Source organism: Staphylococcus sp. Mo2-1 (assembly GCF_046721385.1).
GTDB classification, from domain to species: domain Bacteria; phylum Bacillota; class Bacilli; order Staphylococcales; family Staphylococcaceae; genus Staphylococcus; species Staphylococcus equorum_A.
This window is the reverse complement of record NZ_JBEUUK010000001.1, coordinates 1-26,922: the sequence shown is the minus strand read 5'-3', so window position 1 is coordinate 26,922 and position 26,922 is coordinate 1. Positions and strand designations below refer to the sequence as shown.

General features: G+C 39.9%; 10 protein-coding genes, 1 tRNA gene, 6 rRNA genes and 3 pseudogenes. 2 read left to right on the top strand and 18 right to left on the bottom strand.

All coding sequences use genetic code 11. The features are described 5' to 3' along the window. Position 1: 1 nt before the first annotated feature. From cysS to ABLV95_RS00060, 9 genes and pseudogenes are all read right to left on the bottom strand, one after another. Positions 2-1,402 carry a cysteine--tRNA ligase gene (gene cysS / locus ABLV95_RS00100; protein ID WP_460876057.1) on the bottom strand — a complete coding sequence of 467 codons (1,401 nt, stop codon included), beginning with the start codon at positions 1,400-1,402 and terminating at the stop codon, positions 2-4. Beyond that, the gene (gene cysE, locus ABLV95_RS00095) at positions 1,386-2,027 is read right to left on the bottom strand and encodes a serine O-acetyltransferase (protein ID WP_069833298.1); all 642 of its coding nucleotides are present in this window, start codon (positions 2,025-2,027) and stop codon (positions 1,386-1,388) included. Before cysE ends, cysS begins: the two co-directional genes overlap by 17 nt. Positions 2,028-2,369: 342 nt before the next feature. Beyond that, complete coding sequence (gene gltX / locus ABLV95_RS00090; RefSeq protein WP_460876055.1) at positions 2,370-3,830, bottom strand: glutamate--tRNA ligase; 1,461 nt, start codon at positions 3,828-3,830, stop codon at positions 2,370-2,372. 437 nt (positions 3,831-4,267) lie between these two features. Further along, a pseudogene (locus ABLV95_RS00085) lies at positions 4,268-5,327 on the bottom strand (PIN/TRAM domain-containing protein). Between the two features lie 72 nt (positions 5,328-5,399). Next, positions 5,400-6,776, bottom strand: a complete 1,377-nt coding sequence (radA, locus tag ABLV95_RS00080; protein WP_460876053.1) for a DNA repair protein RadA — start codon at positions 6,774-6,776, stop codon at positions 5,400-5,402. A 347-nt stretch (positions 6,777-7,123) separates the two neighbouring features. After that, positions 7,124-9,587: pseudogene (locus ABLV95_RS00075) on the bottom strand (ATP-dependent Clp protease ATP-binding subunit). Positions 9,588-9,598: 11 nt separating this feature from the next. Beyond that, a complete protein-coding gene (locus ABLV95_RS00070) occupies positions 9,599-10,609 on the bottom strand; it encodes a protein arginine kinase (protein WP_460876724.1) in 1,011 nt (336 codons plus the stop codon). After that, complete coding sequence (locus ABLV95_RS00065) at positions 10,602-11,153, bottom strand: UvrB/UvrC motif-containing protein (protein ID WP_427705474.1); 552 nt, start codon at positions 11,151-11,153, stop codon at positions 10,602-10,604. The genes ABLV95_RS00070 and ABLV95_RS00065 overlap by 8 nt, the downstream gene beginning before the upstream one ends. 16 nt (positions 11,154-11,169) lie before the next feature. After that, a complete protein-coding gene (locus ABLV95_RS00060; RefSeq protein ID WP_002508589.1) occupies positions 11,170-11,631 on the bottom strand; it encodes a CtsR family transcriptional regulator in 462 nt (153 codons plus the stop codon). 155 nt (positions 11,632-11,786) lie between these two features. Between ABLV95_RS00060 and ABLV95_RS00055 the strand changes: the two genes are divergently transcribed. Next, positions 11,787-13,001 (top strand): NupC/NupG family nucleoside CNT transporter, encoded by a 1,215-nt coding sequence (locus ABLV95_RS00055; RefSeq protein WP_460876050.1) that lies wholly within the window; start codon positions 11,787-11,789, stop codon positions 12,999-13,001. A gap of 51 nt (positions 13,002-13,052) precedes the next feature. Here ABLV95_RS00055 and pdxT read toward each other — a convergent pair. Together pdxT and pdxS are read right to left on the bottom strand one after the other, a co-directional pair. After that, positions 13,053-13,629: pseudogene (pdxT, locus tag ABLV95_RS00050) on the bottom strand (pyridoxal 5'-phosphate synthase glutaminase subunit PdxT). Between the two features lies 1 nt (position 13,630). Continuing rightward, complete coding sequence (pdxS, locus tag ABLV95_RS00045; protein WP_069833295.1) at positions 13,631-14,518, bottom strand: pyridoxal 5'-phosphate synthase lyase subunit PdxS; 888 nt, start codon at positions 14,516-14,518, stop codon at positions 13,631-13,633. A gap of 100 nt (positions 14,519-14,618) precedes the next feature. On the opposite strand from pdxS, the gene ABLV95_RS00040 reads away from it, so the two are divergent. Continuing rightward, positions 14,619-15,992: a PLP-dependent aminotransferase family protein gene (locus ABLV95_RS00040; protein ID WP_460876048.1), complete on the top strand. Its 1,374-nt coding sequence runs from the start codon at positions 14,619-14,621 to the stop codon at positions 15,990-15,992. A 538-nt stretch (positions 15,993-16,530) separates the two neighbouring features. On the opposite strand, the gene rrf (ABLV95_RS00035) is transcribed toward ABLV95_RS00040, so the two are convergent. From rrf (ABLV95_RS00035) to ABLV95_RS00005, 7 genes are all read right to left on the bottom strand, one after another. Then, positions 16,531-16,645 (bottom strand): 5S ribosomal RNA (gene rrf, locus ABLV95_RS00035). Positions 16,646-16,726: 81 nt separating this feature from the next. Beyond that, a 23S ribosomal RNA gene (locus ABLV95_RS00030) occupies positions 16,727-19,650 on the bottom strand. A gap of 195 nt (positions 19,651-19,845) precedes the next feature. Then, a tRNA-Ile gene (locus tag ABLV95_RS00025) sits at positions 19,846-19,922 on the bottom strand. Between the two features lie 103 nt (positions 19,923-20,025). Next, positions 20,026-21,579, bottom strand: a 16S ribosomal RNA gene (locus ABLV95_RS00020). Positions 21,580-21,829: 250 nt separating this feature from the next. After that, positions 21,830-21,944: ribosomal RNA gene (gene rrf / locus ABLV95_RS00015) — 5S ribosomal RNA — on the bottom strand. A gap of 81 nt (positions 21,945-22,025) precedes the next feature. After that, a 23S ribosomal RNA gene (locus ABLV95_RS00010) occupies positions 22,026-24,950 on the bottom strand. 289 nt (positions 24,951-25,239) lie between these two features. Next, a 16S ribosomal RNA gene (locus ABLV95_RS00005) occupies positions 25,240-26,792 on the bottom strand. The 16S, 23S and 5S rRNA genes sit together here with 1 tRNA gene alongside, the layout of an rRNA operon. Positions 26,793-26,922: the final 130 nt, after the last annotated feature.

Here is a 26,922-nt window from a genome sequence, read left to right as displayed (position 1 = left end):
ATTAGCCACGTTTAAATCTCACACCCTGCGCAGTATCTTCTAAAATAATATTTTGTGCTTTTAAGTCATCACGAATTTCGTCTGCACGCGCAAAGTCTTTATTTTGTCTCGCCTTGTTTCTTTCTTCTATTAACGCTTCGACTTGTTCATCTAAAAGCATGTCGCTCTCTTTACTTTTAAGTGGCACACCTAGCACGTCGCTGAAAACTTTATACACTTCTTTAAAACGTTCAATTACTGTTGTAGAAGTTGTATTTTCTAAGATGTATTTATTTGCTAGTTTTGCTAAATCATACCAAGCAGTAATTGCATTAGCTGTATTAAAATCATCATTCATAACTGTTTCAAATTGTTTTAAAATATCATCAATTGCTTCTATATATGCAGATTGATCGTCAATATTAGTCGCAATCGCTTCACGTTCTTCAATCGCTTGGTAGCTGTTACGCACACGCTCTAACCCACTCTTAGTCGCTTCAACAAGTTCAACATTATAATTAATCGGGCTTCTATAATGTACACTAATCATGAAGAAACGTAATACATCAGGGTCAATTTGTTTTATAATATCGTGAACAAGCACGAAATTGCCTAAGGATTTACTCATTTTTTCATTATCAATATTGATAAATCCATTATGCATCCAATAGTTAGCGAAAGGCGCATGGTTATGTGCTTCTGATTGTGCAATTTCATTCTCATGGTGAGGAAATTGTAAATCTGTGCCACCCGCGTGAATATCAATTGTTGCCCCTAGTTCATGATATGCCATTACAGAACATTCAATATGCCAACCTGGTCTGCCTTTACCAAATGGACTATCCCAGCTTATTTCTTCTGGTTTCGCTTGTTTCCATAATGTGAAATCCAGTGCATCTTCTTTTTGTTCACCTTGTTCTATGCGAGCGCCTACTTTCAAATCATTCAATGATTGATGACTTAATTTACCGTAGTCTTCAAATTTACGTGTTCTAAAGTATACATCGCCGCCACTTTCATAAGCATTGCCTTGATCTACAAGTTCTTTAATAAACTTAATAATATCGTCCATATGGTTCATAACACGTGGATTAGATGTTGCTTTTTTAACGTTTAGCGCACCTACATCTTCGTAAAAGGCATCGATATAACGATCCGCTATCGTTTCTACAGATTCACCTAATTCTTTAGAACGCTTAATTAATTTATCGTCAACGTCAGTAAAGTTCGACACATATACGACTTCGTATCCTTGATATTCGAAATATCTTCTTACCACATCGTAATTAATTGCGGGTCTTGCATTACCAATATGAATATAATTATATACTGTTGGTCCACAAACGTACATTTTAACCTTACCTGGTTCAATAGGCTCAAACGTCTCTTTCTGACGTGTTAACGTATTATATAATGTAATCATCTTGTATCTCTCCATTTCTTGTTTTCTCAAGTTGTTTCTCTAATTCTTTTAATTGTTCATAAACAGGATCTGGTAAGTTACGGTGGTCGAACGTTTTACCAGTACGTCTGCCATCTTGCTTAACAATATGACCTGGTATACCTACGACTGTTGAATAACTTGGTACAGAATTTAATACAACTGAGTTTGCTCCTATGTTCACATTTGAATCAATTTTAATATCGCCTAGTACTTTAGCACCTGCGGCTATTAATACATTATCCCCTATATCAGGGTGACGTTTACCTCGTTCTTTACCAGTACCGCCCAATGTAACGCCTTGATAAATCGTGACATTATTTCCTATATTACATGTTTCACCAATAACGACACCCATACCGTGGTCAATAAATAAACGTTTACCTATTTTGGCCCCTGGGTGTATTTCAATACCTGTGAAAAAACGCGCAACTTGCGAAATCAATCTTGCTAATATATATTTCTTCTTTTTATATAGCTCATGCGCGATCAAATGACTCCATACTGCATGTATGCCGGCATAAGAAGTGACAACTTCCAATGTAGTACGCGCGGCTGGGTCTTGTTCAAACACCATGTTCACATCATCTTTTATTCTTTTCAATATCTTAAACAAGGTTGCTACCTCCTTATTAAAAAAGCACCTCTAACAGACTTGTTAGAGGTGCTTTGCACGGTTCCACTCTTATTTTTAAATATAAGTTGATTATCTTAACCATAAGTAGGGTTAAAAATCTAAAAGCAACTTATCTTCACTCATTAAAGTTTATTTAGTTCATTAACACAAAGGTGCATTCAGCAATTTCAGTGATGTGCTCACAGCAACCGCACACTCTCTTTACACATTTCATCGCTTACTAATCCTCTGGCTATTTCAATTTTAATAATAGGTGGTTCGATGTAATTTTTCAAGTATTTCCACCTTGAGACAATATCATCGTACGCAACCTTATTTATTTAACGTATTTTTTAAACGTAATAACACTTTTTCTTTACCTAATACTTCAATTGTATTTGGTAATTCTGGTCCATGCATTTGTCCTGTTACAGCAACACGAATTGGCATGAATAGTTGTTTACCTTTAATACCAGTTTCTTTTTGAACTTCTTTGATTGTTTTTTTAATTTCTGCCGCTTCAAATGGTTCAAGTGCTTCTAATTTTCCATATAAGTGGTTCATTAGTTCTGGTACTTGTTCACCTTCGATGATTTCTTGTTCATCATCACCTAAAATTTGTTCGTCACGGAAGAATAGCTCAGATAAAGGAACGATTTCTCCGGCATAACTCATTTCTTTTTGATAAAGTGCAACAAGTTTACGACCCCATTCCAAATCTGCTTCGTTTGGATTTTCAGGAAGTAATTCTGCTTTGATAAGATGCGGTAAAGCTAATTCGAATACTGTTTCAGTATCTTTTTGTTTCATGTATTGGTTATTCACCCATGCTAATTTTTGCTTGTCGAAAAATGCAGGTGATTTAGATAAACGTTTTTCATCGAAGATTTTAATAAATTCTTCTTTAGAATAAACTTCTTCTTCACCTTCTGGCGACCAACCTAACAATGTAATAAAGTTAAATAATGCTTCTGGTAAATAACCTAAATCACGATATTGTTCGATGAATTGTAGGATTTGTCCGTCGCGTTTACTTAATTTTTTACGTTCTTCGTTAACAATAAGTGACATATGCGCGAATCTAGGCGCTTCCCAACCAAACGTTTCATAAATCATTAATTGTTTTGGTGTATTAGAAATATGATCATCGCCGCGAATAACATCTGAGATTTCCATATAGTGATCATCAATAGCTACTGCAAAATTGTAAGTAGGTACACCATCTTTTTTTACAATAACCCAGTCACCCATATTATCTGAATCAAATGAAATTTCACCTTTAACCATATCTTCAAAAGTGAACGTCGTGTCTTGAGGTACACGGAAACGAATAGCAGGTTGACGACCTTCTGCTTCGAATTGTTGACGTTCTTCTTCAGTTAAGTGTGCATGTTTTCCACCATAACGTGGCATTTCTCCACGTTTGATTTGTTGTTCACGTTCAGCTTCAAGTTCCTCTTCAGTCATATAACATTTATACGCTTTGTCTTCATCTAATAATTGCTGAATAAGCGGATTATAGATTTCTCCACGTTCTGATTGGCGATAAGGACCATAACCTTTATCTTTATCGACAGATTCATCCCAATCGATACCTAACCATTTTAAATTATCAAATTGTGAAGATTCGCCATCAGTTAGATTACGTTTACTGTCCGTATCTTCTATACGAATTACAAAATCTCCATCATAATGTTTAGCAAATAAATAGTTGAATAATGCAGTTCTTGCATTACCGATATGCAAATAACCTGTTGGACTTGGAGCATATCTAACTCTTACACGATCACTCATTATGTTCACTCCCGTTTTTAATATTAATTAGTAATGTTTTTGGCGTTTTATGTTTTATCACTTGTTACACTCACACATACACACATCAAAAAAACTGAACGTGTATCGACTTAACTTTATGTCGTTAACAATAATAATGACGCTCAGCCATTAATAAGTTTGTTATTCTACGCTTATTAATAATACCATAGCTTATAATTTTTAAAAGTATCACTATCCAAAAAACTGTGTACTTTCACACACTTGTAATTCCTTTATAGTAATACAATTTCGCTATCTATTGTAGCACTTTAAAGCTTAATATGAAATCACAGTGCTTAAATTCAAAGCGATGAGTACACAAATTTTATAAAAATAATATTCAAATATCAAAAAAGTTTCATGTGAAACTGTAACAATTTTAGCTACATTTCCATATAAAACCTTTAGCAATTTATTTAATTAATCTTTTTGGCAAAAATAATTCTTCCTGATGATGTTTGTAATAAACTGATTACTTCTAAATCAATATATTCACCGATGTGTTTTTTGGCATTATCTACAACGACCATTGTGCCATCATCTAAGTATCCGACTGCTTGACCTGATTCTTTACCCATTTTAGTAAGTAATAAGTTAAAACGGTCACCTTGATGTACTGAAGGTTTAATCGCTTCGGATAAATCATTAACATTTAGCGCTTGAATACCCTGTACATGGCATACTTTATTGAGGTTGAAATCTGTAGTAATAATATGTGCTCTATAGTGTTGTGCTAACTTAATTAACATTGCGTCAATATCACTATGAGACTTCGTCGGATGTATAATACGCGTTGGATGATCAGTATCATATAGTGAATTCAAAATATCTAATCCTCGTTGGCCCTTTTCACGTTTCACACTGTCGTTTGCATCGAGCAACAACTTGTAACTCATTGATGACACCTTGAGGTATGAGTATTTCGCCATCTATAAAACCACACTCTATAATATCTAAAATGCGACCATCTATGATTGCGCTTGTATCAATAATTTTTGGTACTGCGTTACGTGCGTTGATAGACATCGAGCGTGCCATATTTTCCGGGAAGAACAATAACATTTCATCACGTTTGCGTAAGCCAAATTGAAAACCGAAATAACCTAAAATAATTGTAACAATGATTGGCACAAAATGGTTCAACACATTATTACCTATTATTTGAAAAATAAATGATATCATAACAGAAATAACTAAACCGATCATCAGTCCAATTGTAGCAAACAAAATTTCTACAGCACTTTGACGCATTATTGTTTGTTCTAATTCTTTCAACGTTAATGTTGCTTTTTTAATAAACCAACCAAATATTAAGAAGAAAATAACAATACCAAGAAGTCCATTAAAATAATTATTCGTTAATAACATATACTTACTTAATCCAGTATCCACAGCAATTTCTGGAATAAGATATACGCCTAAACTAGCGCCTAAAATAATATAACACAAAATAACAATGATTCTTATTACGTTCAAGTTCTAACACCCCTTTCTCTAGAAAGTTATACAGATTAAATATTTTTTATCTGTATATTTTTGGAATTTAATTTAATGTTTTGTCAAAGCATATTTTAAGGCTTCATGAACACTTTTCACACCAATGACTTTAATATCACTAGGGAATTGCCATCCACCAATATTGGATTCTGGGATGATAATACGTTTAAATCCGAGTTTCTCTGCTTCCCGCACACGTTGTTCTATACGAGATACACGTCTCACTTCTCCAGTCAGGCCAACTTCTCCAATAAAGCAATCTAAACCATCTACCGTTAGATCTTTAAAGCTTGAAGCAGTTGCCACAATGATACCTAAATCAACAGCAGGTTCCGTTAATCTTACACCACCTGCAACTTTAATATACGCATCTTGTTGTTGAAGTAAATAATTTTCTTTTTTCTCCAATACTGCCATCAACAAACTCAAACGGTTGTGATCAATACCCGTTGCCATCCGTCTAGGATTATTAAAAGTAGTTGGCGTAACAAGGGCTTGAACCTCTATAAGTAATGGTCTCGTGCCTTCCATTGTAGAGACGATAGTCGAGCCAGGCACATTTGTCGAACGTTCCTCTAAAAACATCTCGGATGGGTTTTTAACACCTTTCAATCCGCTTTGTTTCATTTCAAAAATACCCATTTCATTTGTAGAACCAAAACGGTTTTTCACCGCTCTCAAAATACGATATGCATGGTGTTCGTCACCTTCGAAATAAAGTACTGTATCTACCATATGTTCTAGTAAACGTGGGCCTGCGATTTGTCCTTCTTTCGTTACATGTCCCACGATAAATGTTGCAATATTCATTTGTTTAGCGATGTTCATTAAACTTTGTGTACTTTCTCGTACTTGAGACACTGAGCCTGGTGCTGAACTAATTTCCGGATGAAATATCGTTTGGATTGAGTCAACTACAAGTAAATCAGGTTTTAATTGTTTTACTGTCTCGTGGATAACTTCTAAATCAGTTTCTGCAAATACATTGAGTTCGCTTGAATCTTCATCTAATCTTTCAGCTCTTAGCTTAGTTTGATTTAATGATTCTTCCCCTGTTATGTATAAGACATTATGTGATTGTGATAGTGCCGCACATATTTGTAATAGTAATGTTGATTTTCCTATACCAGGATCTCCACCAATCAATACGAGAGAACCATTGACGATACCTCCACCGAGCACACGATTAAATTCCTCTGACTTGGTTGTAACACGTGGTGTCGTCTCTTGTTTAATTTCGTTTAACTTCTGTACTTTTGAAACATTGTCGCGGTCACGACTGCGCACGCCATGTTTTGGACTTGCCGCCTTTTGCTCAACAATTTCTTCCATTTGGTTCCGACCACCACAATTCGGGCATTTACCCATCCATTTTGCGGACTGATAGCCACATGCCATACATTCAAAAACAACTTTCTTCTTGGCCACGATTGCACCTCCATCTTTCATTGAACAAATCTATTTTATACCTCAACCTGTTTAAAAACAAATTTTAATCTTATTTAACTTACTACAACCTTTACGGTTGGTTTTTTTACACTTGTGTATAATCATACTTTGATCTAGTTGCGTTTATATAAAAGTTGTTTTTATAAAATACCATGCATAGATATATACTGCCAATAATATTATAAATTTATCGAATGAAAATGATATTCTAGTTTTTTTAAGAATGCTTTAAATTTTCTATTATTAAACAAAAAGCGCCTCTCAAAGGCGAACGAGCACATTTGAGAGGCACTATAATCTATAAAAACTCACTTGTAGTGATTAACTTATGATTCTGTTGTTTCTTTATCTTTCTTTTTTTCTTTTCTATCTTGAATATTATATTTATATTCTTTACCGTCATGATCAATTTCGACTTTTTTACCTTCAATTTGGTTACCATCTAAAATTAATTCACTTAAATTATCTTCTACTGTTTTTTGAATTGCACGAATTAATGGTCTAGCACCATACTCTGGATCGTAGCCTTCTTCAGCAATTTTTTCTTTTGCCGCATCTGTAACTTCGATATTGATATCTTGTTCAGATAAACGATTTGTTAGTTTGTTAATCATCATTGTTACAATTTCTTTCAATTCTTCTTTAGAAAGTTTGTGGAATACAATAATGTCATCAACACGGTTTAAGAATTCTGGACGGAAAGCATTTTTCAATTCTTTCATCATTGTATTACGAATTGTTTCGTAATCTTGGCCTTCTGATGCGCCACCGAAACCTGCAAAGCGTTGATCTTGTAATTCTTGCGCACCAACGTTTGATGTCATAATAATTACTGTATTACGGAAATCTACACGACGTCCTTTTGTATCAGTAAGATGTCCATCATCAAGCACTTGTAATAAGATGTTAAATACATCTGGGTGTGCTTTTTCAATTTCATCAAATAAGATAACAGAATAAGGTTTACGTCTTACTTTTTCAGTCAATTGCCCACCATCATCATGACCTACATAACCTGGAGGCGCACCAACTAGACGACTGACTGCATGTTTTTCCATAAATTCACTCATATCCACACGAATCATTGCGTCATCTTCACCAAACATAGACTCTGCTAAAGCACGAGCTAATTCAGTTTTACCTACACCTGTAGGACCTAAGAAGATAAAGCTACCGATAGGACGTTTAGGATCTTTCAATCCAGCTCTCGCACGTCTAACCGCTTTACTGATAGACGTTACAGCAGCTTTTTGTCCAATCACTCTGTTATGAAGTGTATCTTCTAAGTTTAATAAACGGTCTGATTCTGTTTCATTAATTTTCGTTAATGGAATTCCAGTCCAACCGACGATAACTTCTCCGATATCTTCTTCTGATAAAGCAGTATTGTCGCCATTTTGCGCGTTCTTCCAATTATTATTAGCTTCTTCGTATTGTTTTTCTAATTTCGTTTGTTTATCACGAAGATTTGCTGCATTTTCGAATTCTTGTGAATGTACCGCAACATCTTTTTCATTTTTAACTTGCTCAATTTCTTGTTCTAATTCTTTCAAGTTCGGTGGTGTTGTATGACTTCTAAGTCTAACTTTAGAACTTGCTTCATCGATTAAGTCGATTGCTTTATCAGGTAAGAAACGATCTGAAATATAACGGTGACTTAAAGTAGCAGCTGAGATTACCGCTTCATCTGAAATATTAATACGGTGATGCGCTTCATAACGATCACGTAATCCTTTTAAGATTTCAATCGTATCTTCAACTGTTGGTTCGTCAACTTGAACTGGTTGGAAACGACGTTCAAGTGTCTGCATCTTTTTCAATGTTTTTACGATATTCATCTAATGTCGTTGCACCGATACATTGTAGTTCTCCTCGTGCAAGTGCAGGTTTCAAGATGTTTGATGCGTCAATAGCACCTTCAGCACCGCCTGCGCCTACTAATGTGTGTAATTCATCGATGAATAGTATAACGTCACCTGCTTGATGAATTTCTTCCATTACTTTTTTCAAGCGCTCTTCAAATTCGCCTCGATATTTCGTACCAGCTACAACTGTTCCCATATCAAGTGACATTACGCGTTTATTTTTAAGCGTTTCAGGTACTTCATTTTTAATAATCGCTTGAGCTAAGCCTTCTGCAATTGCAGTTTTACCAACACCTGGCTCACCAATGAGTACTGGGTTATTTTTAGTACGACGACTTAAAACTTCAATGACTCTTGTAATTTCTTTGTCTCTACCAATAACTGGATCTAGTGTGCCATCTTTTGCAATAACTGTTAAGTCACGTGCAAGGCTATCTAAAGTTGGTGTGTTATTAGATTTATTAGCTTGTGCATTTTTATTACTTAACTCTGGACTACCTAATGCTTTAACAACCTGTGCACGTGCTTTAGTTATATTTAAGTCTAAGTTTGCAAACACACGTGTCGCTACACCTTCATTTTCTCTAATTAAACCAAGTAAAATGTGTTCTGTTCCCACAAAATTATGGTGTAATTTTCTCGCTTCATCCATTGATAATTCAATGACTTTTTTCGCACGAGGTGTATAGTGTAAAGCGCCCATCTGTTCTTGACCATGGCCGATTAATTTTTCTACTTCTTCTACTACTTTTTCTTCAGTAATTTCAAATGATTCTAATACTTTAGCCGCAATACCTTCAGGTTCTTTCATCAAACCTAAAAGTAAATGTTCTGTTCCAATATTTGAATGATTTAAGCGAATTGCTTCTTCTTGAGCATGTGCTAATACACGCTGTGCACGTTCTGTCAGTCTACCAAATAGCATAGCATGACCTCCTAATTTATATGTTCTCTTAATATATCTGCTCTTTTTTCATTTACTACTCTGTCATCTTCATCATCTAATAAGAATGGCGATTGTATTGCTACCATTAACTCATTAAATTTGAAGTTTTCTAGTTCAATATAGCCTAAATCAATACCGAGTTTCACTTCACTTAATCTCAGTGATGCTTCCTCCATAGATATCAGTCTACTATATTTTAATATTCCTAACGAACGATATACTCGGTCCAATGTTTCAATGTGATTGTGACGGTTCATACGTTCGCGAATTTGCATTTCTTCATTAATAATTTGTTGTACAACTTCAGTTAAACTTTCAATGATTTCTTCTTCCGTTTTTCCCAAAGTCAGTTGATTTGAAATTTGATAAATATGACCATAAACTTGCGAACTTTCACCAAATATTCCTCTTATCGTAAAACCAAATCTGTTAATCGTTTGAGCGATGCGATTCATACGCTTCATAATTGTTAAACCTGGTAAATGTAGCATCACGCTCGCACGCATGCCAGTACCAATATTTGTCGGACAAGTTGTTAAATAACCTAAGGTTTCATCAAAACTTACATCCAACTCACTATCAAGTGTATCATCTATAGTAGAAGCATTCTCGTACAATGTTTGCAGTGATAAATCATTTCCCATAGCTTGAATTCGAATATGATCCTCTTCATTCACCATGATACTCAATGATTCATCCTCATTTAATAACACTGCTGAGGCAGGTTGTCTGATTAATTCAGGACTTATGAGATGTTTCGCAACGAGTTTATATTTGCTTTGCTGATCCATAGTATCTAAGCGCCGCATAAACAAGTTGGGAAGCGCATCCTGTACCTCATTAATCACTCTGTAACCATCCTGCTCTGACGGAAACATTAATGGATGGACATGATTTTCTAAGTTTCTAGCCAATCGGATTCTTGAAGACATCACGACAGGACTTTCTTCTTTATCGCGCATCCACTCACTCATGTATGCACTAATATCATTATCACTCATCATGTTTCACCTCGCCATCGTCATTCAGTGCTTTAATTTCGTCACGAACAATTGCGGCTTCTTCAAAATTCTGATCTTCAATAAGCTGATTTAAATATGAATTTTTTTCTTCAATTTGTTTTTTAAGCGCTAATTTTCTATGCGAAGATCGAGGTGTTTTTCCTGTGTGTTCAATTTGACCACCTTGCACACGACGCACAATGTCGACAATGTCATCTTTAAAAGTTGCATAGCAGTTTGCACAACCAAATTTACCAACATGTGCAATATCTTTTAACGTCATATGACAAGTAGGACATCTTTTTTCTTCTTTAAAAGCAATTTCATCAAAATCAATACCATGTTTAGCTGCTAAGTGCTGTAAAATTTGTTTTACAACAAATGCACCTTCAATATCATCTTGGGATTGTAACTGTTGGTTTTGTGTCCAAGGATTGCCACCCTGAGCACATGTCGAACAAACCCATTTTTCATTTACACCATCTTGTCCTTTTACTGCTAATTTAACTTCTGCTTCGTTTAAATGACAATTTTCGCATAGCACGACTAAACACCTCGCTTTAGTAATAATTTATTACAGGTAATAAACGTTTGATAATATTAGCCCGTATAATATCTCTCGATAATACATCCATTTTCAGTGTTTCTCTATCAATGACAGCATAAATCATTTTTGCTTCACGTTCATTGATATATTTTTTATCTAATAAACCATCTATGATGTAATACGCTTGTTGCTGAGAAATAGATGGTCCTATTAATTGAAGTAAGTGATTAATGTAACCTGTTTCGTCTTTATTTTCAATTTTGGTGATTCGGATGTACCCACCACCACCTCTTTTACTTTCAATCTCATAACCATGTTCATTTGTAAAACGTGTTTTAATTACATAATTCAGTTGAGAAGGCACGCAGTCAAAGCGCTGTGCAATATTTGCACGTTGAAGTTCTACAACGTCTTTATTGGTGTCTTCAAATAATTTCTTAATGTACTGTTCTATGATGTCAGACATATTGTGCATGATTATCACCTCTTTTGACCTTCTTTGACTATATTATATGACCAACTTTGACCTTTTTCAACCAATATGATTAAAAAATATTAGTTTATGGATGTAAGTGCTACCAGTTTTATTGTATTATAGATATTAAGAAAAAAATAAAAGGGATGAAAAATATGCATATTATTATCGGTTTAATTGGGATTGTAGTATTTATTGGGTTAGCCTTTCTTTTCAGTTCCGACAGAAAAAATATTCGTTGGCAATATGTTGGCTTACTACTTGTAATACAACTTGTCATGGCATTTATTTTGTTAAAAACAAAATTTGGGATTACAGTCATTGGTGGCATTTCAGTAGGCTTTAATTACTTATTAGCACAAGCAACAGAAGGTGTGAACTTTGTATTTGGTGGCATTCAATACATAGATCCAGAAAATCCGCCTTTCTTCTTTAACGTATTATTACCAATTGTTTTCATATCAGCATTAATTGGTATCTTACAATATACACGTATTTTACCTGTAATTATTAATGTCTTAGGTTTAGTAATATCTAAAATTAATGGTATGGGTCGTTTAGAATCATATAACGCTGTTGCAGCAGCTATTTTGGGACAATCAGAAGTTTTTATTTCATTAAAAAAAGAACTTGCTCACATTCCAAAACAACGTCTTTATACATTAACTGCTTCAGCAATGTCTACCGTTTCCGCATCAATTATTGGAGCTTACTTCACATTAATTGAACCACGCTTTGTTGTTACGGCAGTTGTCTTAAATCTCTTTGGCGGTTTCATTATTGCTTCTATCATCAACCCTTACAAAGTTGAACCAAAAGAAGATAAATTAATAGTTGAAGAAAGTGAAACAGGCAAACAATCCTTCTTCGAAATGTTAGGGGAATACATTTTAGATGGGTTTAAAGTAGCAATCATTGTTGGGGCAATGTTAATTGGTTATATCGCTATTATCGCTTTACTAAATGGCGTAGTTAGTGCGATTTTCACTGGTATTTCAGGTGGTAGCATTACTTGGGACTTCCAAACACTAATCGGTTTCGTATTTGCACCATTCGCATTCTTAGTGGGTGTGCCATGGCATGAAGCTGTACAAGCTGGTTCTATTATGGCAACGAAATTATTATCAAATGAATTTGTTGCAATGGAAAGTCTAAGTAAAGTTAAAGATATGAGTGAACATGCGAAAGGCGTTATCTCAGTATTCGTAGTATCATTCGCAAACTTTAGCTCTATCGGTATTATCTCTGGCGCGATTAAATCGCTTAACAACGAAAAAGGCGATGTAGTAGCACGATTTGGTCTAAAATTATTATTCGGTGCTACATTAGTTTCATTTATTTCTGCAGCCATTGCAGGATTCTTTATTTAAAAATTAATATTTAAAAGAGCGACAAGGTATCAATACCTTATCGCTCTTTTTTTATACTTTTTCAGTTACGGTCGGTTTAACTATTGATTCAATGAAATATTGTGTGACTCTGTAGTCATCTGTTAATTCAGGATGAAATGAAACGCCTAAATAACATCCTTGTTGAACAGCTACAATTTTATCACCAACTGTGCTAAGCACACTCGCTTCTCCATGCACACTTTCTATATGAGGTGCTCTAATAAATACGCCTTCAATATCTTTGGCAATTCCTTTCACATCTAACTCACTTTCAAAGCTATCAACTTGTCGGCCAAAAGAATTTCTTTGAACAGTGATATTCAGTTTATCTAAATAACCTGCTTCCCCAACAATGTTCGTTGCTAAGATAATTAAGCCGAGCACAAGTACCAAACATAGGTAATGTGGATTGTTGCAAAGCATCTTTGAATCCATAAAGATTCATTAAGCGACGTAGCGTAGTAGATTCTCCGCCTGGTATAATCAATCCATCGATGTCATCCAACTGTTCGACACGCTTAACTGCTACGCCTTCGTGACCACTTAGTGCAATATGACGTATATGTTCTCTCACTGCGCCTTGTAAGGCTAAAACACCAATTTTCATATTACCATCCACGCTCTTGCATACGATCTTCTAATGACAACTCATTGATATCTAAACCTTTCATTGCTGTGCCTAATTCTTTAGCTAAACGTCCAATTAGTTCATAGTCTTGGTAATGTGTAGTTGCTTGTACAATTGCTTTAGCAAATTTTTCTGGATCTTCTGATTTAAAAATACCCGATCCAACAAACACGCCGTCTGCACCTAATTCCATCATTAAAGCAGCATCTTGAGGCGTTGCTACCCCACCAGCTGCAAAATTAACTACTGGTAATTTACCATTTTCTTTAATAGATTTTAAAATCTCGTATGGTGCACCAATATTTTTAGCCTCAGTCATAATCTCATCGTCATGCATAACTGTTAAACGACTCACTTCTGAATTGACCTGGCGCATATGTCTTACTGCTTCTACGATATTTCCAGTACCTGGCTCACCTTTAGTACGTAACATTGCGGCGCCTTCACCAATACGACGTGCGGCTTCACCTAAATTACGGCAACCACATACAAATGGTACAGTAAATGTATCTTTACGTAGATGAAACTCTTCATCAGCTGGTGTTAATACTTCAGATTCATCGATATAGTCAACACCCATAGATTCTAATACACGAGCTTCAGTTATATGACCAATGCGGCCTTTTGCCATAACTGGAATAGAGACAGCATTCATAACCTCTTCTACAATTTTAGGGTTAGCCATTCGTGCAACGCCACCTGCTGCTCTAATATCAGAAGGCACGCGCTCTAATGCCATTACTGCAACAGCACCGGCATCCTCAGCTATCTTAGCTTGTTCTGCGTTTACAACGTCCATAATGACGCCACCTTTTTGCATTTCCGCCATTCCTCTTTTAACTCTTTCAGATCCAATTACTTTAGACATATTTATTTAACCCCTTTGCTTAGTTGATTAAATTCATTTTAAAAGATAAACTGGTATTTAAAAAGGGACAATTCTAGATTAATTTAGGAGGTCAGTTGAAATGACGAAAGAGCATTTATACATCAATCTGTACGAGAATCTAAAAAAACAAATCATAGAAGGCCAATATAAATCAGGTGATAAATTTCCTTCTAAACGAGCGTTAGGACAACATTTATCTGTAAGTAATACAACAATCGAACACGCTTATCAAATTCTATCGGATGAGGGGTACATATACGCCAAACCACGATCAGGTTATTTTGTATCTGATGTAGAAACCTTACCAATTATTACTAGAGATTTACACACATCAAACACAAATTACGAACAAAATAATAACAATCAGACTCAACAAACATATGAATTTGCCTTCAATTTATCAGAAATAGATGCAGAATATTTTCCTATGCAGCAATTTAGAAAATATGCGCGCGATACTTTTGAAGATGGTCAATTGAACTTGTCGCAACATACAAATCCCAAAGGAGAATGGACACTGCGCCAAGAAATAGCACATTACTTATTTAATAGTAGAGGCGTCGCATGTCATCCTCAACAAATTATTATTGGTTCTTCTACAGAACAACTTATTAATTTATTAACTGACATTTTGAATAAAGGACGCTTTTTAATTGAAAACCCTAGCTATCCACCAATCAAACAAGTTTTAGACAAAAAACAAATTACTTATCTCCAAGTTCCTGTGAATAATACAGGAATTGAGCTAGAGTATTTCAATGAATCTCATAATAATATCGCTTATGTTACACCTTCTCATCAATTTCCTACTGGATATGTGATGAATTTAAAAAAGCGTACCCAACTTATTCACTGGGCACAGCAATTTGAAAATAGATACATTATTGAAGATGATTATGATTCGGAATTCCGTTACTTTGGAAAGCCTATTCCCGCATTACAAAGTTTAGATACTAAAGATAAAGTCATATATATTAGTACATTCTCAAAATCTTTATTCCCAAGTTGCAGAGTTGCTTACCTAGTATTACCTAAAAAACTATTGGAATTATATAACTCACTAGAAAATAAAGAAGGTAATACAGTACCCGCACATATACAAAAAATGGTGGCAAGTTTTATGCAATCAGGTAGTTTTGAGAGGCATTTAAATAAAATGAGAAACGTTTATAGAGAGAAACTTAAGTTTATATTAGGTGCACTCAAACCCTATCAAGAACAATTAGAAATTGATGGTGCGTTAGCAGGTATGCACTTTACACTAACTGTAAAAAATGGTTTAACTATGAAACAATGTTTAAAAAATGCTGAAGAAAATAATTTAAAAATCATTCCTTTTAGTAAATATGATAAGTCACAACAATCTGTAAAATTCATTTTAGGTTTTGGGGGTATACCTTTTTCACAACTAGAGGACCACACCAATGCACTAATTCGTTCATTGACAATGTGAATAATAACTAATCTCTAAAAAGCATTACTTTCTTGCCCGCAAGATTAGTAGTGCTTATGCATGTAAAGTGTCACTTTTAATTTATAAAGAACCACTTTTTCGCTTGCGAAATTAGTAGTTCTTATACAAGAGCACCAGACTCTTGTAATCCTTAAATTATAACCATCTCTATTGGAACATTCTCACTTTTTTTGCGCATAAAAAAAAGAGACCTCTCGGTCTCGGGCTCATCGCATCTATAATACTGCCTGTAAAGCCTCACTTCTCAATTTATTGAGATTAGTGGGCCTTACACATGAGCTAAAACTCATGTATCTCTTTCCCTACTCTCTTACCGCTTGTAAGCTCGTTGCGTCTTTCACTCAGTTCGTCAGCTTCTAAAGAACTACTTCTCAAAATCATTGGGATTAGTAGTTCTTACACATGAGCTTCAGCTTATGTGGTCATATCTTAAACCAGTTGTTTTTGGAAGTTAAGCTCCTTTTGCGCATAAAAAAAGAGACCTCTCGGTCTCGGGCTCATCGCATCCTATAATGCTGCCTGGCAACGTCCTACTCTTGCGGAACGTAAGTCCGACTACCATCGGCGCTAAGGAGCTTAACTACTGTGTTCGGCATGGGAACAGGTGTGACCTCCTTGCCATTGTCACCAGACAATGAACTGTATAAAAAATTATACATTCAAAACTAGATAGTAAGTAAAATTTGATAATGCCAAACAAAACACTTTTAAATTTGATTAAGTCTTCGATCGATTAGTATTCGTCAGCTCCACATATCGCTATGCTTCCACCTCGAACCTATTAACCTCATCATCTTTGAGGGATCTTATAACCGAAGTTGGGAAATCTCATCTTGAGGGGGGCTTCATGCTTAGATGCTTTCAGCACTTATCCCGTCCATACATAGCTACCCGGCGATGCCGTTGGCACGACAACTGGTACACCAGAGGTATGTCCATCCCGGTCCTCTCGTACTAAGGACAGCTCCTCTCAAATTTCCTGCGCCCACGACGGATAGGGACCGAACTGTCTCACGACGTTCTGAACCCAGCTCGCGTACCGCTTTAATGGGCGAACAGCCCAACCCTTGGGACCGACTACAGCCCCAGGATGCGATGAGCCGACATCGAGGTGCCAAACCTCCCCGTCGATGTGAACTCTTGGGGGAGATAAGCCTGTTATCCCCGGGGTAGCTTTTATCCGTTGAGCGATGGCCCTTCCATGCGGAACCACCGGATCACTAAGTCCGTCTTTCGACCCTGCTCGACTTGTAAGTCTCGCAGTCAAGCTTCCTTATGCCTTTACACTCTATGAATGATTTCCAACCATTCTGAGGAAACCTTTGAGCGCCTCCGTTACTCTTTAGGAGGCGACCGCCCCAGTCAAACTGTCCATCTGACACTGTCTCCCACCATGATAAATGGTGCGGGTTAGAAATCCAACACAGCAAGGGTAGTATCCCACCAACGCCTCGACGTAAGCTGGCGCTCACGTTTCAAAGGCTCCTACCTATCCTGTACAAGTTGTACCGAATTTCAATATCAGACTACAGTAAAGCTCCACGGGGTCTTTCCGTCCTGTCGCGGGTAACCCGCATCTTCACAGGTACTATGATTTCACCGAGTCTCTCGTTGAGACAGTGCCCAAATCGTTACGCCTTTCGTGCGGGTCGGAACTTACCCGACAAGGAATTTCGCTACCTTAGGACCGTTATAGTTACGGCCGCCGTTTACTGGGGCTTCGATTCGTAGCTTCGCCGAAGCTAACCACTCCTCTTAACCTTCCGGCACCGGGCAGGCGTCAGCCCCTATACATCACCTTACGGTTTAGCAGAGACCTGTGTTTTTGATAAACAGTCGCTTGGGCCTATTCACTGCGGCTCTCCTGGGCGTTAACCCTAAAGAGCACCCCTTCTCCCGAAGTTACGGGGTCATTTTGCCGAGTTCCTTAACGAGAGTTCGCTCGCTCACCTTAGAATTCTCATCTTGACTACCTGTGTCGGTTTGCGGTACGGGCACCAAAATTCTAGCTAGAGGCTTTTCTTGGCAGTGTGAAATCAACGACTCGAGGAAACAATTTCCTCTCCCCATCACAACTTGACCTTAAGAGTGCCGGATTTGCCTAACACTCAGTCTCATTGCTTGGACGTACAATCCAATAGTACGCTTCGCCTATCCTACTGCGTCCCCCCATCGCTTAAAACGAAATTTGGTGGTACAGGAATATCAACCTGTTATCCATCGCCTACGCCTATCGGCCTCAGCTTAGGACCCGACTAACCCAGAGCGGACGAGCCTTCCTCTGGAAACCTTAGTCAATCGGTGGACGGGATTCTCACCCGTCTTTCGCTACTCACACCGGCATTCTCACTTCTAAGCGCTCCACATGTCCTTGCGATCATGCTTCAACGCCCTTAGAACGCTCTCCTACCACTGTCCTTACGGACAATCCACAGCTTCGGTAATATGTTTAGCCCCGGTACATTTTCGGCGCAGTGTCACTCGACTAGTGAGCTATTACGCACTCTTTAAATGATGGCTGCTTCTAAGCCAACATACTAGTTGTCTGGGCAACGCCACATCCTTTTCCACTTAACATATATTTTGGGACCTTAGCTGGTGGTCTGGGCTGTTTCCCTTTCGAACACGGACCTTATCACCCGCGTTCTAACTCCTAAGATAAAATTGATTGGCATTCGGAGTTTGTCTGAATTCGGTAACCCGATAAGGGCCCCTCGTCCAAACAGTGCTCTACCTCCAATAATCATTACTTAAGGCTAGCCCTAAAGCTATTTCGGAGAGAACCAGCTATCTCCAGGTTCGATTGGAATTTCTCCGCTACCCACAACTCATCCGCTCACTTTTCAACGTAAGTCGGTTCGGCCCTCCATTCAGTGTTACCTGAACTTCAGCCTGGTCATGGGTAGATCACCTGGTTTCGGGTCTACGACCAAATACTCAACGCCCTATTCAGACTCGCTTTCGCTACGGCTCCACATTAACTGCTTAACCTTGCATCAAATCGTAACTCGCCGGTTCATTCTACAAAAGGCACGCCATCACCCATTAACGGGCTCTGACTACTTGTAAGCACACGGTTTCAAGTTCTATTTCACTCCCCTTCCGGGGTACTTTTCACCTTTCCCTCACGGTACTGGTTCACTATCGGTCACTAGAGAGTATTTAGCCTTGGGAGATGGTCCTCCCGGATTCCGACGGAATTTCTCGTGTTCCGTCGTACTCAGGATCCACTCAAGAGTGAACAAACTTTCGACTACAGGATTATTACCTTCTTTGATTCATCTTTCCAGATGATTCGTCTAATTTGTTCTTTTGTAACTCCGTATAGAGTGTCCTACAACCCCAACAAGCAAGCTCGTTGGTTTGGGCTCTTCCCGTTTCGCTCGCCGCTACTCAGGGAATCGATTTTTCTTTCTCTTCCTGCGGGTACTAAGATGTTTCAGTTCCCCGCGTCTGCCTTCAGATATGCTATGTATTCACATATCGATAACACGACATAACTCGTGTTGGGTTTCCCCATTCGGAAATCTCTGGATCAAAGCTTACTTACAGCTCCCCAAAGCATATCGTCGTTAGTAACGTCCTTCGTAGGCTTCTAGTGCCAAGGCATCCACCGTGCGCCCTTAATAACTTAATCTTTTCGACCTTCAACACGAAAAAAATCGGTTGAAAACCTAAAATGTTATTAATCTGTGAGTGTTCTTTCGAACACTAGCGATTATTTCTATTTTTTTGAATTCAAGCTTTTTAAAACTCTAATTCACTCGGTTTTGCTTGGTAAAATCATAAATTTTACTTACATATCTAGTTTTCAATGTACAAAATAAAAAAATGGTGGGCCTAAGTGGACTCGAACCACCGACCTCACGCTTATCAGGCGTGCGCTCTAACCAGCTGAGCTATAGGCCCATTCATTTATAGAATACTCTAATGAGCATTCAAAACTGAATACAATATGTCAATGTTATTCTTTTTCATCTTCTCAAGGAAGATGTTCCGAATATATCCTTAGAAAGGAGGTGATCCGACCGCACCTTCCGATACGGCTACCTTGTTACGACTTCACCCCAATCATTTGTCCCACCTTCGACGGCTAGCTCCATAAATGGTTACTCCACCGGCTTCGGGTGTTACAAACTCTCGTGGTGTGACGGGCGGTGTGTACAAGACCCGGGAACGTATTCACCGTAGCATGCTGATCTACGATTACTAGCGATTCCGGCTTCATGTAGTCGAGTTGCAGACTACAATCCGAACTGAGAACAACTTTATGGGATTTGCATGACCTCGCGGTTTAGCTGCCCTTTGTATTGTCCATTGTAGCACGTGTGTAGCCCAAATCATAAGGGGCATGATGATTTGACGTCATCCCCACCTTCCTCCGGTTTGTCACCGGCAGTCAACCTAGAGTGCCCAACTAAATGCCGGCAACTAAGTTTAAGGGTTGCGCTCGTTGCGGGACTTAACCCAACATCTCACGACACGAGCTGACGACAACCATGCACCACCTGTCACTTTGTCCCCCGAAGGGGAAGGCTCTATCTCTAGAGTTTTCAAAGGATGTCAAGATTTGGTAAGGTTCTTCGCGTTGCTTCGAATTAAACCACATGCTCCACCGCTTGTGCGGGTCCCCGTCAATTCCTTTGAGTTTCAACCTTGCGGTCGTACTCCCCAGGCGGAGTGCTTAATGCGTTAGGCTGCAGCACTAAGGGGCGGAAACCCCCTAACACTTAGCACTCATCGTTTACGGCGTGGACTACCAGGGTATCTAATCCTGTTTGATCCCCACGCTTTCGCACATCAGCGTCAGTTACAGACCAGAAAGTCGCCTTCGCCACTGGTGTTCCTCCATATCTCTGCGCATTTCACCGCTACACATGGAATTCCACTTTCCTCTTCTGTACTCAAGTTTCCCAGTTTCCAATGACCCTCCACGGTTGAGCCGTGGGCTTTCACATCAGACTTAAGAAACCGCCTACGCGCGCTTTACGCCCAATAATTCCGGATAACGCTTGCCACCTACGTATTACCGCGGCTGCCGGCACGTAGTTAGCCGTGGCTTTCTGATTAGGTACCGTCAAGATGTGCACAGTTACTTACACATTTGTTCTTCCCTAATAACAGAGTTTTACGATCCGAAAACCTTCATCACTCACGCGGCGTTGCTCCGTCAGACTTTCGTCCATTGCGGAAGATTCCCTACTGCTGCCTCCCGTAGGAGTCTGGACCGTGTCTCAGTTCCAGTGTGGCCGATCACCCTCTCAGGTCGGCTACGTATCGTTGCCTTGGTAAGCCGTTACCTTACCAACTAGCTAATACGGCGCGGGTCCATCTATAAGTGATAGCAAAACCATCTTTTACTTTAGAACCATGCGGTTCCAAATGTTATCCGGCATTAGCTCCGGTTTCCCGAAGTTATTCCAGTCTTATAGGTAGGTTACCCACGTGTTACTCACCCGTCCGCCGCTAACTTCAAAGGAGCAAGCTCCTTATCCGTTCGCTCGACTTGCATGTATTAGGCACGCCGCCGGCGTTCATCCTGAGCCAGGATCAAACTCTCCATAAATGAATTATGATGTTTGATTAGCTCATAAAATACTAATTTGTGTGTTATCTCTAACACGTTTGAACCAACAATTTAATGTTGCGTTCGGAATTAACGTTGACATATTGCAATTCAGTTTTCAATGTTCATTTCTTAATCACAAGACTTAATTCTACAGGTTATGACTCATAAAGTCAAGAACTTTTTAAAATTAATTTTTGTTTTCTTTAATACTTCCATAAAAAAACGACCCAAAGGTCAAAATGGAATTGCCTGGCAACGTCCTACTCTTGCGGAACGTAAGTCCGACTACCATCGGCGCTAAGGAGCTTAACTACTGTGTTCGGCATGGGAACAGGTGTGACCTCCTTGCCATTGTCACCAGACAATGAACTGTATAAAAAATTATACATTCAAAACTAGATAGTAAGTAAAATTTGATAATGCCAAACAAAACACTTTTAAATTTGATTAAGTCTTCGATCGATTAGTATTCGTCAGCTCCACATATCGCTATGCTTCCACCTCGAACCTATTAACCTCATCATCTTTGAGGGATCTTATAACCGAAGTTGGGAAATCTCATCTTGAGGGGGGCTTCATGCTTAGATGCTTTCAGCACTTATCCCGTCCATACATAGCTACCCGGCGATGCCGTTGGCACGACAACTGGTACACCAGAGGTATGTCCATCCCGGTCCTCTCGTACTAAGGACAGCTCCTCTCAAATTTCCTGCGCCCACGACGGATAGGGACCGAACTGTCTCACGACGTTCTGAACCCAGCTCGCGTACCGCTTTAATGGGCGAACAGCCCAACCCTTGGGACCGACTACAGCCCCAGGATGCGATGAGCCGACATCGAGGTGCCAAACCTCCCCGTCGATGTGAACTCTTGGGGGAGATAAGCCTGTTATCCCCGGGGTAGCTTTTATCCGTTGAGCGATGGCCCTTCCATGCGGAACCACCGGATCACTAAGTCCGTCTTTCGACCCTGCTCGACTTGTAAGTCTCGCAGTCAAGCTTCCTTATGCCTTTACACTCTATGAATGATTTCCAACCATTCTGAGGAAACCTTTGAGCGCCTCCGTTACTCTTTAGGAGGCGACCGCCCCAGTCAAACTGTCCATCTGACACTGTCTCCCACCATGATAAATGGTGCGGGTTAGAAATCCAACACAGCAAGGGTAGTATCCCACCAACGCCTCGACGTAAGCTGGCGCTCACGTTTCAAAGGCTCCTACCTATCCTGTACAAGTTGTACCGAATTTCAATATCAGACTACAGTAAAGCTCCACGGGGTCTTTCCGTCCTGTCGCGGGTAACCCGCATCTTCACAGGTACTATGATTTCACCGAGTCTCTCGTTGAGACAGTGCCCAAATCGTTACGCCTTTCGTGCGGGTCGGAACTTACCCGACAAGGAATTTCGCTACCTTAGGACCGTTATAGTTACGGCCGCCGTTTACTGGGGCTTCGATTCGTAGCTTCGCCGAAGCTAACCACTCCTCTTAACCTTCCGAGCACCGGGCAGGCGTCAGCCCCTATACATCACCTTACGGTTTAGCAGAGACCTGTGTTTTTGATAAACAGTCGCTTGGGCCTATTCACTGCGGCTCTCCTGGGCGTTAACCCTAAAGAGCACCCCTTCTCCCGAAGTTACGGGGTCATTTTGCCGAGTTCCTTAACGAGAGTTCGCTCGCTCACCTTAGAATTCTCATCTTGACTACCTGTGTCGGTTTGCGGTACGGGCACCAAAATTCTAGCTAGAGGCTTTTCTTGGCAGTGTGAAATCAACGACTCGAGGAAACAATTTCCTCTCCCCATCACAACTTGACCTTAAGAGTGCCGGATTTGCCTAACACTCAGTCTCATTGCTTGGACGTACAATCCAATAGTACGCTTCGCCTATCCTACTGCGTCCCCCCATCGCTTAAAACGAAATTTGGTGGTACAGGAATATCAACCTGTTATCCATCGCCTACGCCTATCGGCCTCAGCTTAGGACCCGACTAACCCAGAGCGGACGAGCCTTCCTCTGGAAACCTTAGTCAATCGGTGGACGGGATTCTCACCCGTCTTTCGCTACTCACACCGGCATTCTCACTTCTAAGCGCTCCACATGTCCTTGCGATCATGCTTCAACGCCCTTAGAACGCTCTCCTACCACTGTCCTTACGGACAATCCACAGCTTCGGTAATATGTTTAGCCCCGGTACATTTTCGGCGCAGTGTCACTCGACTAGTGAGCTATTACGCACTCTTTAAATGATGGCTGCTTCTAAGCCAACATACTAGTTGTCTGGGCAACGCCACATCCTTTTCCACTTAACATATATTTTGGGACCTTAGCTGGTGGTCTGGGCTGTTTCCCTTTCGAACACGGACCTTATCACCCGCGTTCTAACTCCTAAGATAAAATTGATTGGCATTCGGAGTTTGTCTGAATTCGGTAACCCGATAAGGGCCCCTCGTCCAAACAGTGCTCTACCTCCAATAATCATTACTTAAGGCTAGCCCTAAAGCTATTTCGGAGAGAACCAGCTATCTCCAGGTTCGATTGGAATTTCTCCGCTACCCACAACTCATCCGCTCACTTTTCAACGTAAGTCGGTTCGGCCCTCCATTCAGTGTTACCTGAACTTCAGCCTGGTCATGGGTAGATCACCTGGTTTCGGGTCTACGACCAAATACTCAACGCCCTATTCAGACTCGCTTTCGCTACGGCTCCACATTAACTGCTTAACCTTGCATCAAATCGTAACTCGCCGGTTCATTCTACAAAAGGCACGCCATCACCCATTAACGGGCTCTGACTACTTGTAAGCACACGGTTTCAAGTTCTATTTCACTCCCCTTCCGGGGTACTTTTCACCTTTCCCTCACGGTACTGGTTCACTATCGGTCACTAGAGAGTATTTAGCCTTGGGAGATGGTCCTCCCGGATTCCGACGGAATTTCTCGTGTTCCGTCGTACTCAGGATCCACTCAAGAGTGAACAAACTTTCGACTACAGGATTATTACCTTCTTTGATTCATCTTTCCAGATGATTCGTCTAATTTGTTCTTTTGTAACTCCGTATAGAGTGTCCTACAACCCCAACAAGCAAGCTCGTTGGTTTGGGCTCTTCCCGTTTCGCTCGCCGCTACTCAGGGAATCGATTTTTCTTTCTCTTCCCGCGGGTACTAAGATGTTTCAGTTCCCCGCGTCTGCCTTCAGATATGCTATGTATTCACATATCGATAACACGACATAACTCGTGTTGGGTTTCCCCATTCGGAAATCTCTGGATCAAAGCTTACTTACAGCTCCCCAAAGCATATCGTCGTTAGTAACGTCCTTCGTAGGCTTCTAGTGCCAAGGCATCCACCGTGCGCCCTTAATAACTTAATCTTTTCGACCTTCAACACGAAAAAAATCGGTTGAAAACCTAAAATGTTATTAATCTGTGAGTGTTCTTTCGAACACTAGCGATTATTTCTATTTTTTTGAATTCAAGCTTTTTAAAACTCTAATTCACTCGGTTTTGCTTGGTAAAATCATAAATTTTACTTACATATCTAGTTTTCAATGTACAAAATAACGCAATGAATACTCGTAATGAGCATTCAAAACTGAATGCAATATGTCGATGTCATTCCTCTTCATCTTCTCAAGGAAGATGTTCCGAATATATCCTTAGAAAGGAGGTGATCCGACCGCACCTTCCGATACGGCTACCTTGTTACGACTTCACCCCAATCATTTGTCCCACCTTCGACGGCTAGCTCCATAAATGGTTACTCCACCGGCTTCGGGTGTTACAAACTCTCGTGGTGTGACGGGCGGTGTGTACAAGACCCGGGAACGTATTCACCGTAGCATGCTGATCTACGATTACTAGCGATTCCAGCTTCATGTAGTCGAGTTGCAGACTACAATCCGAACTGAGAACAACTTTATGGGATTTGCATGACCTCGCGGTTTAGCTGCCCTTTGTATTGTCCATTGTAGCACGTGTGTAGCCCAAATCATAAGGGGCATGATGATTTGACGTCATCCCCACCTTCCTCCGGTTTGTCACCGGCAGTCAACCTAGAGTGCCCAACTAAATGCTGGCAACTAAGTTTAAGGGTTGCGCTCGTTGCGGGACTTAACCCAACATCTCACGACACGAGCTGACGACAACCATGCACCACCTGTCACTTTGTCCCCCGAAGGGGAAGGCTCTATCTCTAGAGTTTTCAAAGGATGTCAAGATTTGGTAAGGTTCTTCGCGTTGCTTCGAATTAAACCACATGCTCCACCGCTTGTGCGGGTCCCCGTCAATTCCTTTGAGTTTCAACCTTGCGGTCGTACTCCCCAGGCGGAGTGCTTAATGCGTTAGCTGCAGCACTAAGGGGCGGAAACCCCCTAACACTTAGCACTCATCGTTTACGGCGTGGACTACCAGGGTATCTAATCCTGTTTGATCCCCACGCTTTCGCACATCAGCGTCAGTTACAGACCAGAAAGTCGCCTTCGCCACTGGTGTTCCTCCATATCTCTGCGCATTTCACCGCTACACATGGAATTCCACTTTCCTCTTCTGTACTCAAGTTTCCCAGTTTCCAATGACCCTCCACGGTTGAGCCGTGGGCTTTCACATCAGACTTAAGAAACCGCCTACGCGCGCTTTACGCCCAATAATTCCGGATAACGCTTGCCACCTACGTATTACCGCGGCTGCTGGCACGTAGTTAGCCGTGGCTTTCTGATTAGGTACCGTCAAGATGTGCACAGTTACTTACACATTTGTTCTTCCCTAATAACAGAGTTTTACGATCCGAAAACCTTCATCACTCACGCGGCGTTGCTCCGTCAGACTTTCGTCCATTGCGGAAGATTCCCTACTGCTGCCTCCCGTAGGAGTCTGGACCGTGTCTCAGTTCCAGTGTGGCCGATCACCCTCTCAGGTCGGCTACGTATCGTTGCCTTGGTAAGCCGTTACCTTACCAACTAGCTAATACGGCGCGGGTCCATCTATAAGTGATAGCAAAACCATCTTTTACTTTAGAACCATGCGGTTCCAAATGTTATCCGGCATTAGCTCCGGTTTCCCGAAGTTATTCCAGTCTTATAGGTAGGTTACCCACGTGTTACTCACCCGTCCGCCGCTAACTTCAAAGGAGCAAGCTCCTTATCCGTTCGCTCGACTTGCATGTATTAGGCACGCCGCCGGCGTTCATCCTGAGCCAGGATCAAACTCTCCATAAATGAATTATGATGTTTGATTAGCTCATAAAATACTAATTTGTGTGTTATCTCTAACACGTTTGAACCAACAATTTAATGTTGTGTTCGGAATTAACGTTGACATATTGCAATTCAGTTTTCAATGTTCATT

Bases quoted from the DNA above. Each gene is read 5' to 3' on its own strand.
- cysS (WP_460876057.1), bottom strand. From the start codon at position 1,402: ATGATTACATTATATAATACGTTAACACGTCAGAAAGAGACGTTTGAG.
- gltX (WP_460876055.1), bottom strand. From the start codon at position 3,830: ATGAGTGATCGTGTAAGAGTTAGATATGCTCCAAGTCCAACAGGTTAT.
- ABLV95_RS00070 (WP_460876724.1), bottom strand. From the start codon at position 10,609: ATGAGTGATAATGATATTAGTGCATACATGAGTGAGTGGATGCGCGAT.
- ABLV95_RS00060 (WP_002508589.1), bottom strand. From the start codon at position 11,631: ATGCACAATATGTCTGACATCATAGAACAGTACATTAAGAAATTATTT.
- ABLV95_RS00055 (WP_460876050.1), top strand. From the start codon at position 11,787: ATGCATATTATTATCGGTTTAATTGGGATTGTAGTATTTATTGGGTTA.
- pdxS (WP_069833295.1), bottom strand. From the start codon at position 14,518: ATGTCTAAAGTAATTGGATCTGAAAGAGTTAAAAGAGGAATGGCGGAA.
- ABLV95_RS00040 (WP_460876048.1), top strand. From the start codon at position 14,619: ATGACGAAAGAGCATTTATACATCAATCTGTACGAGAATCTAAAAAAA.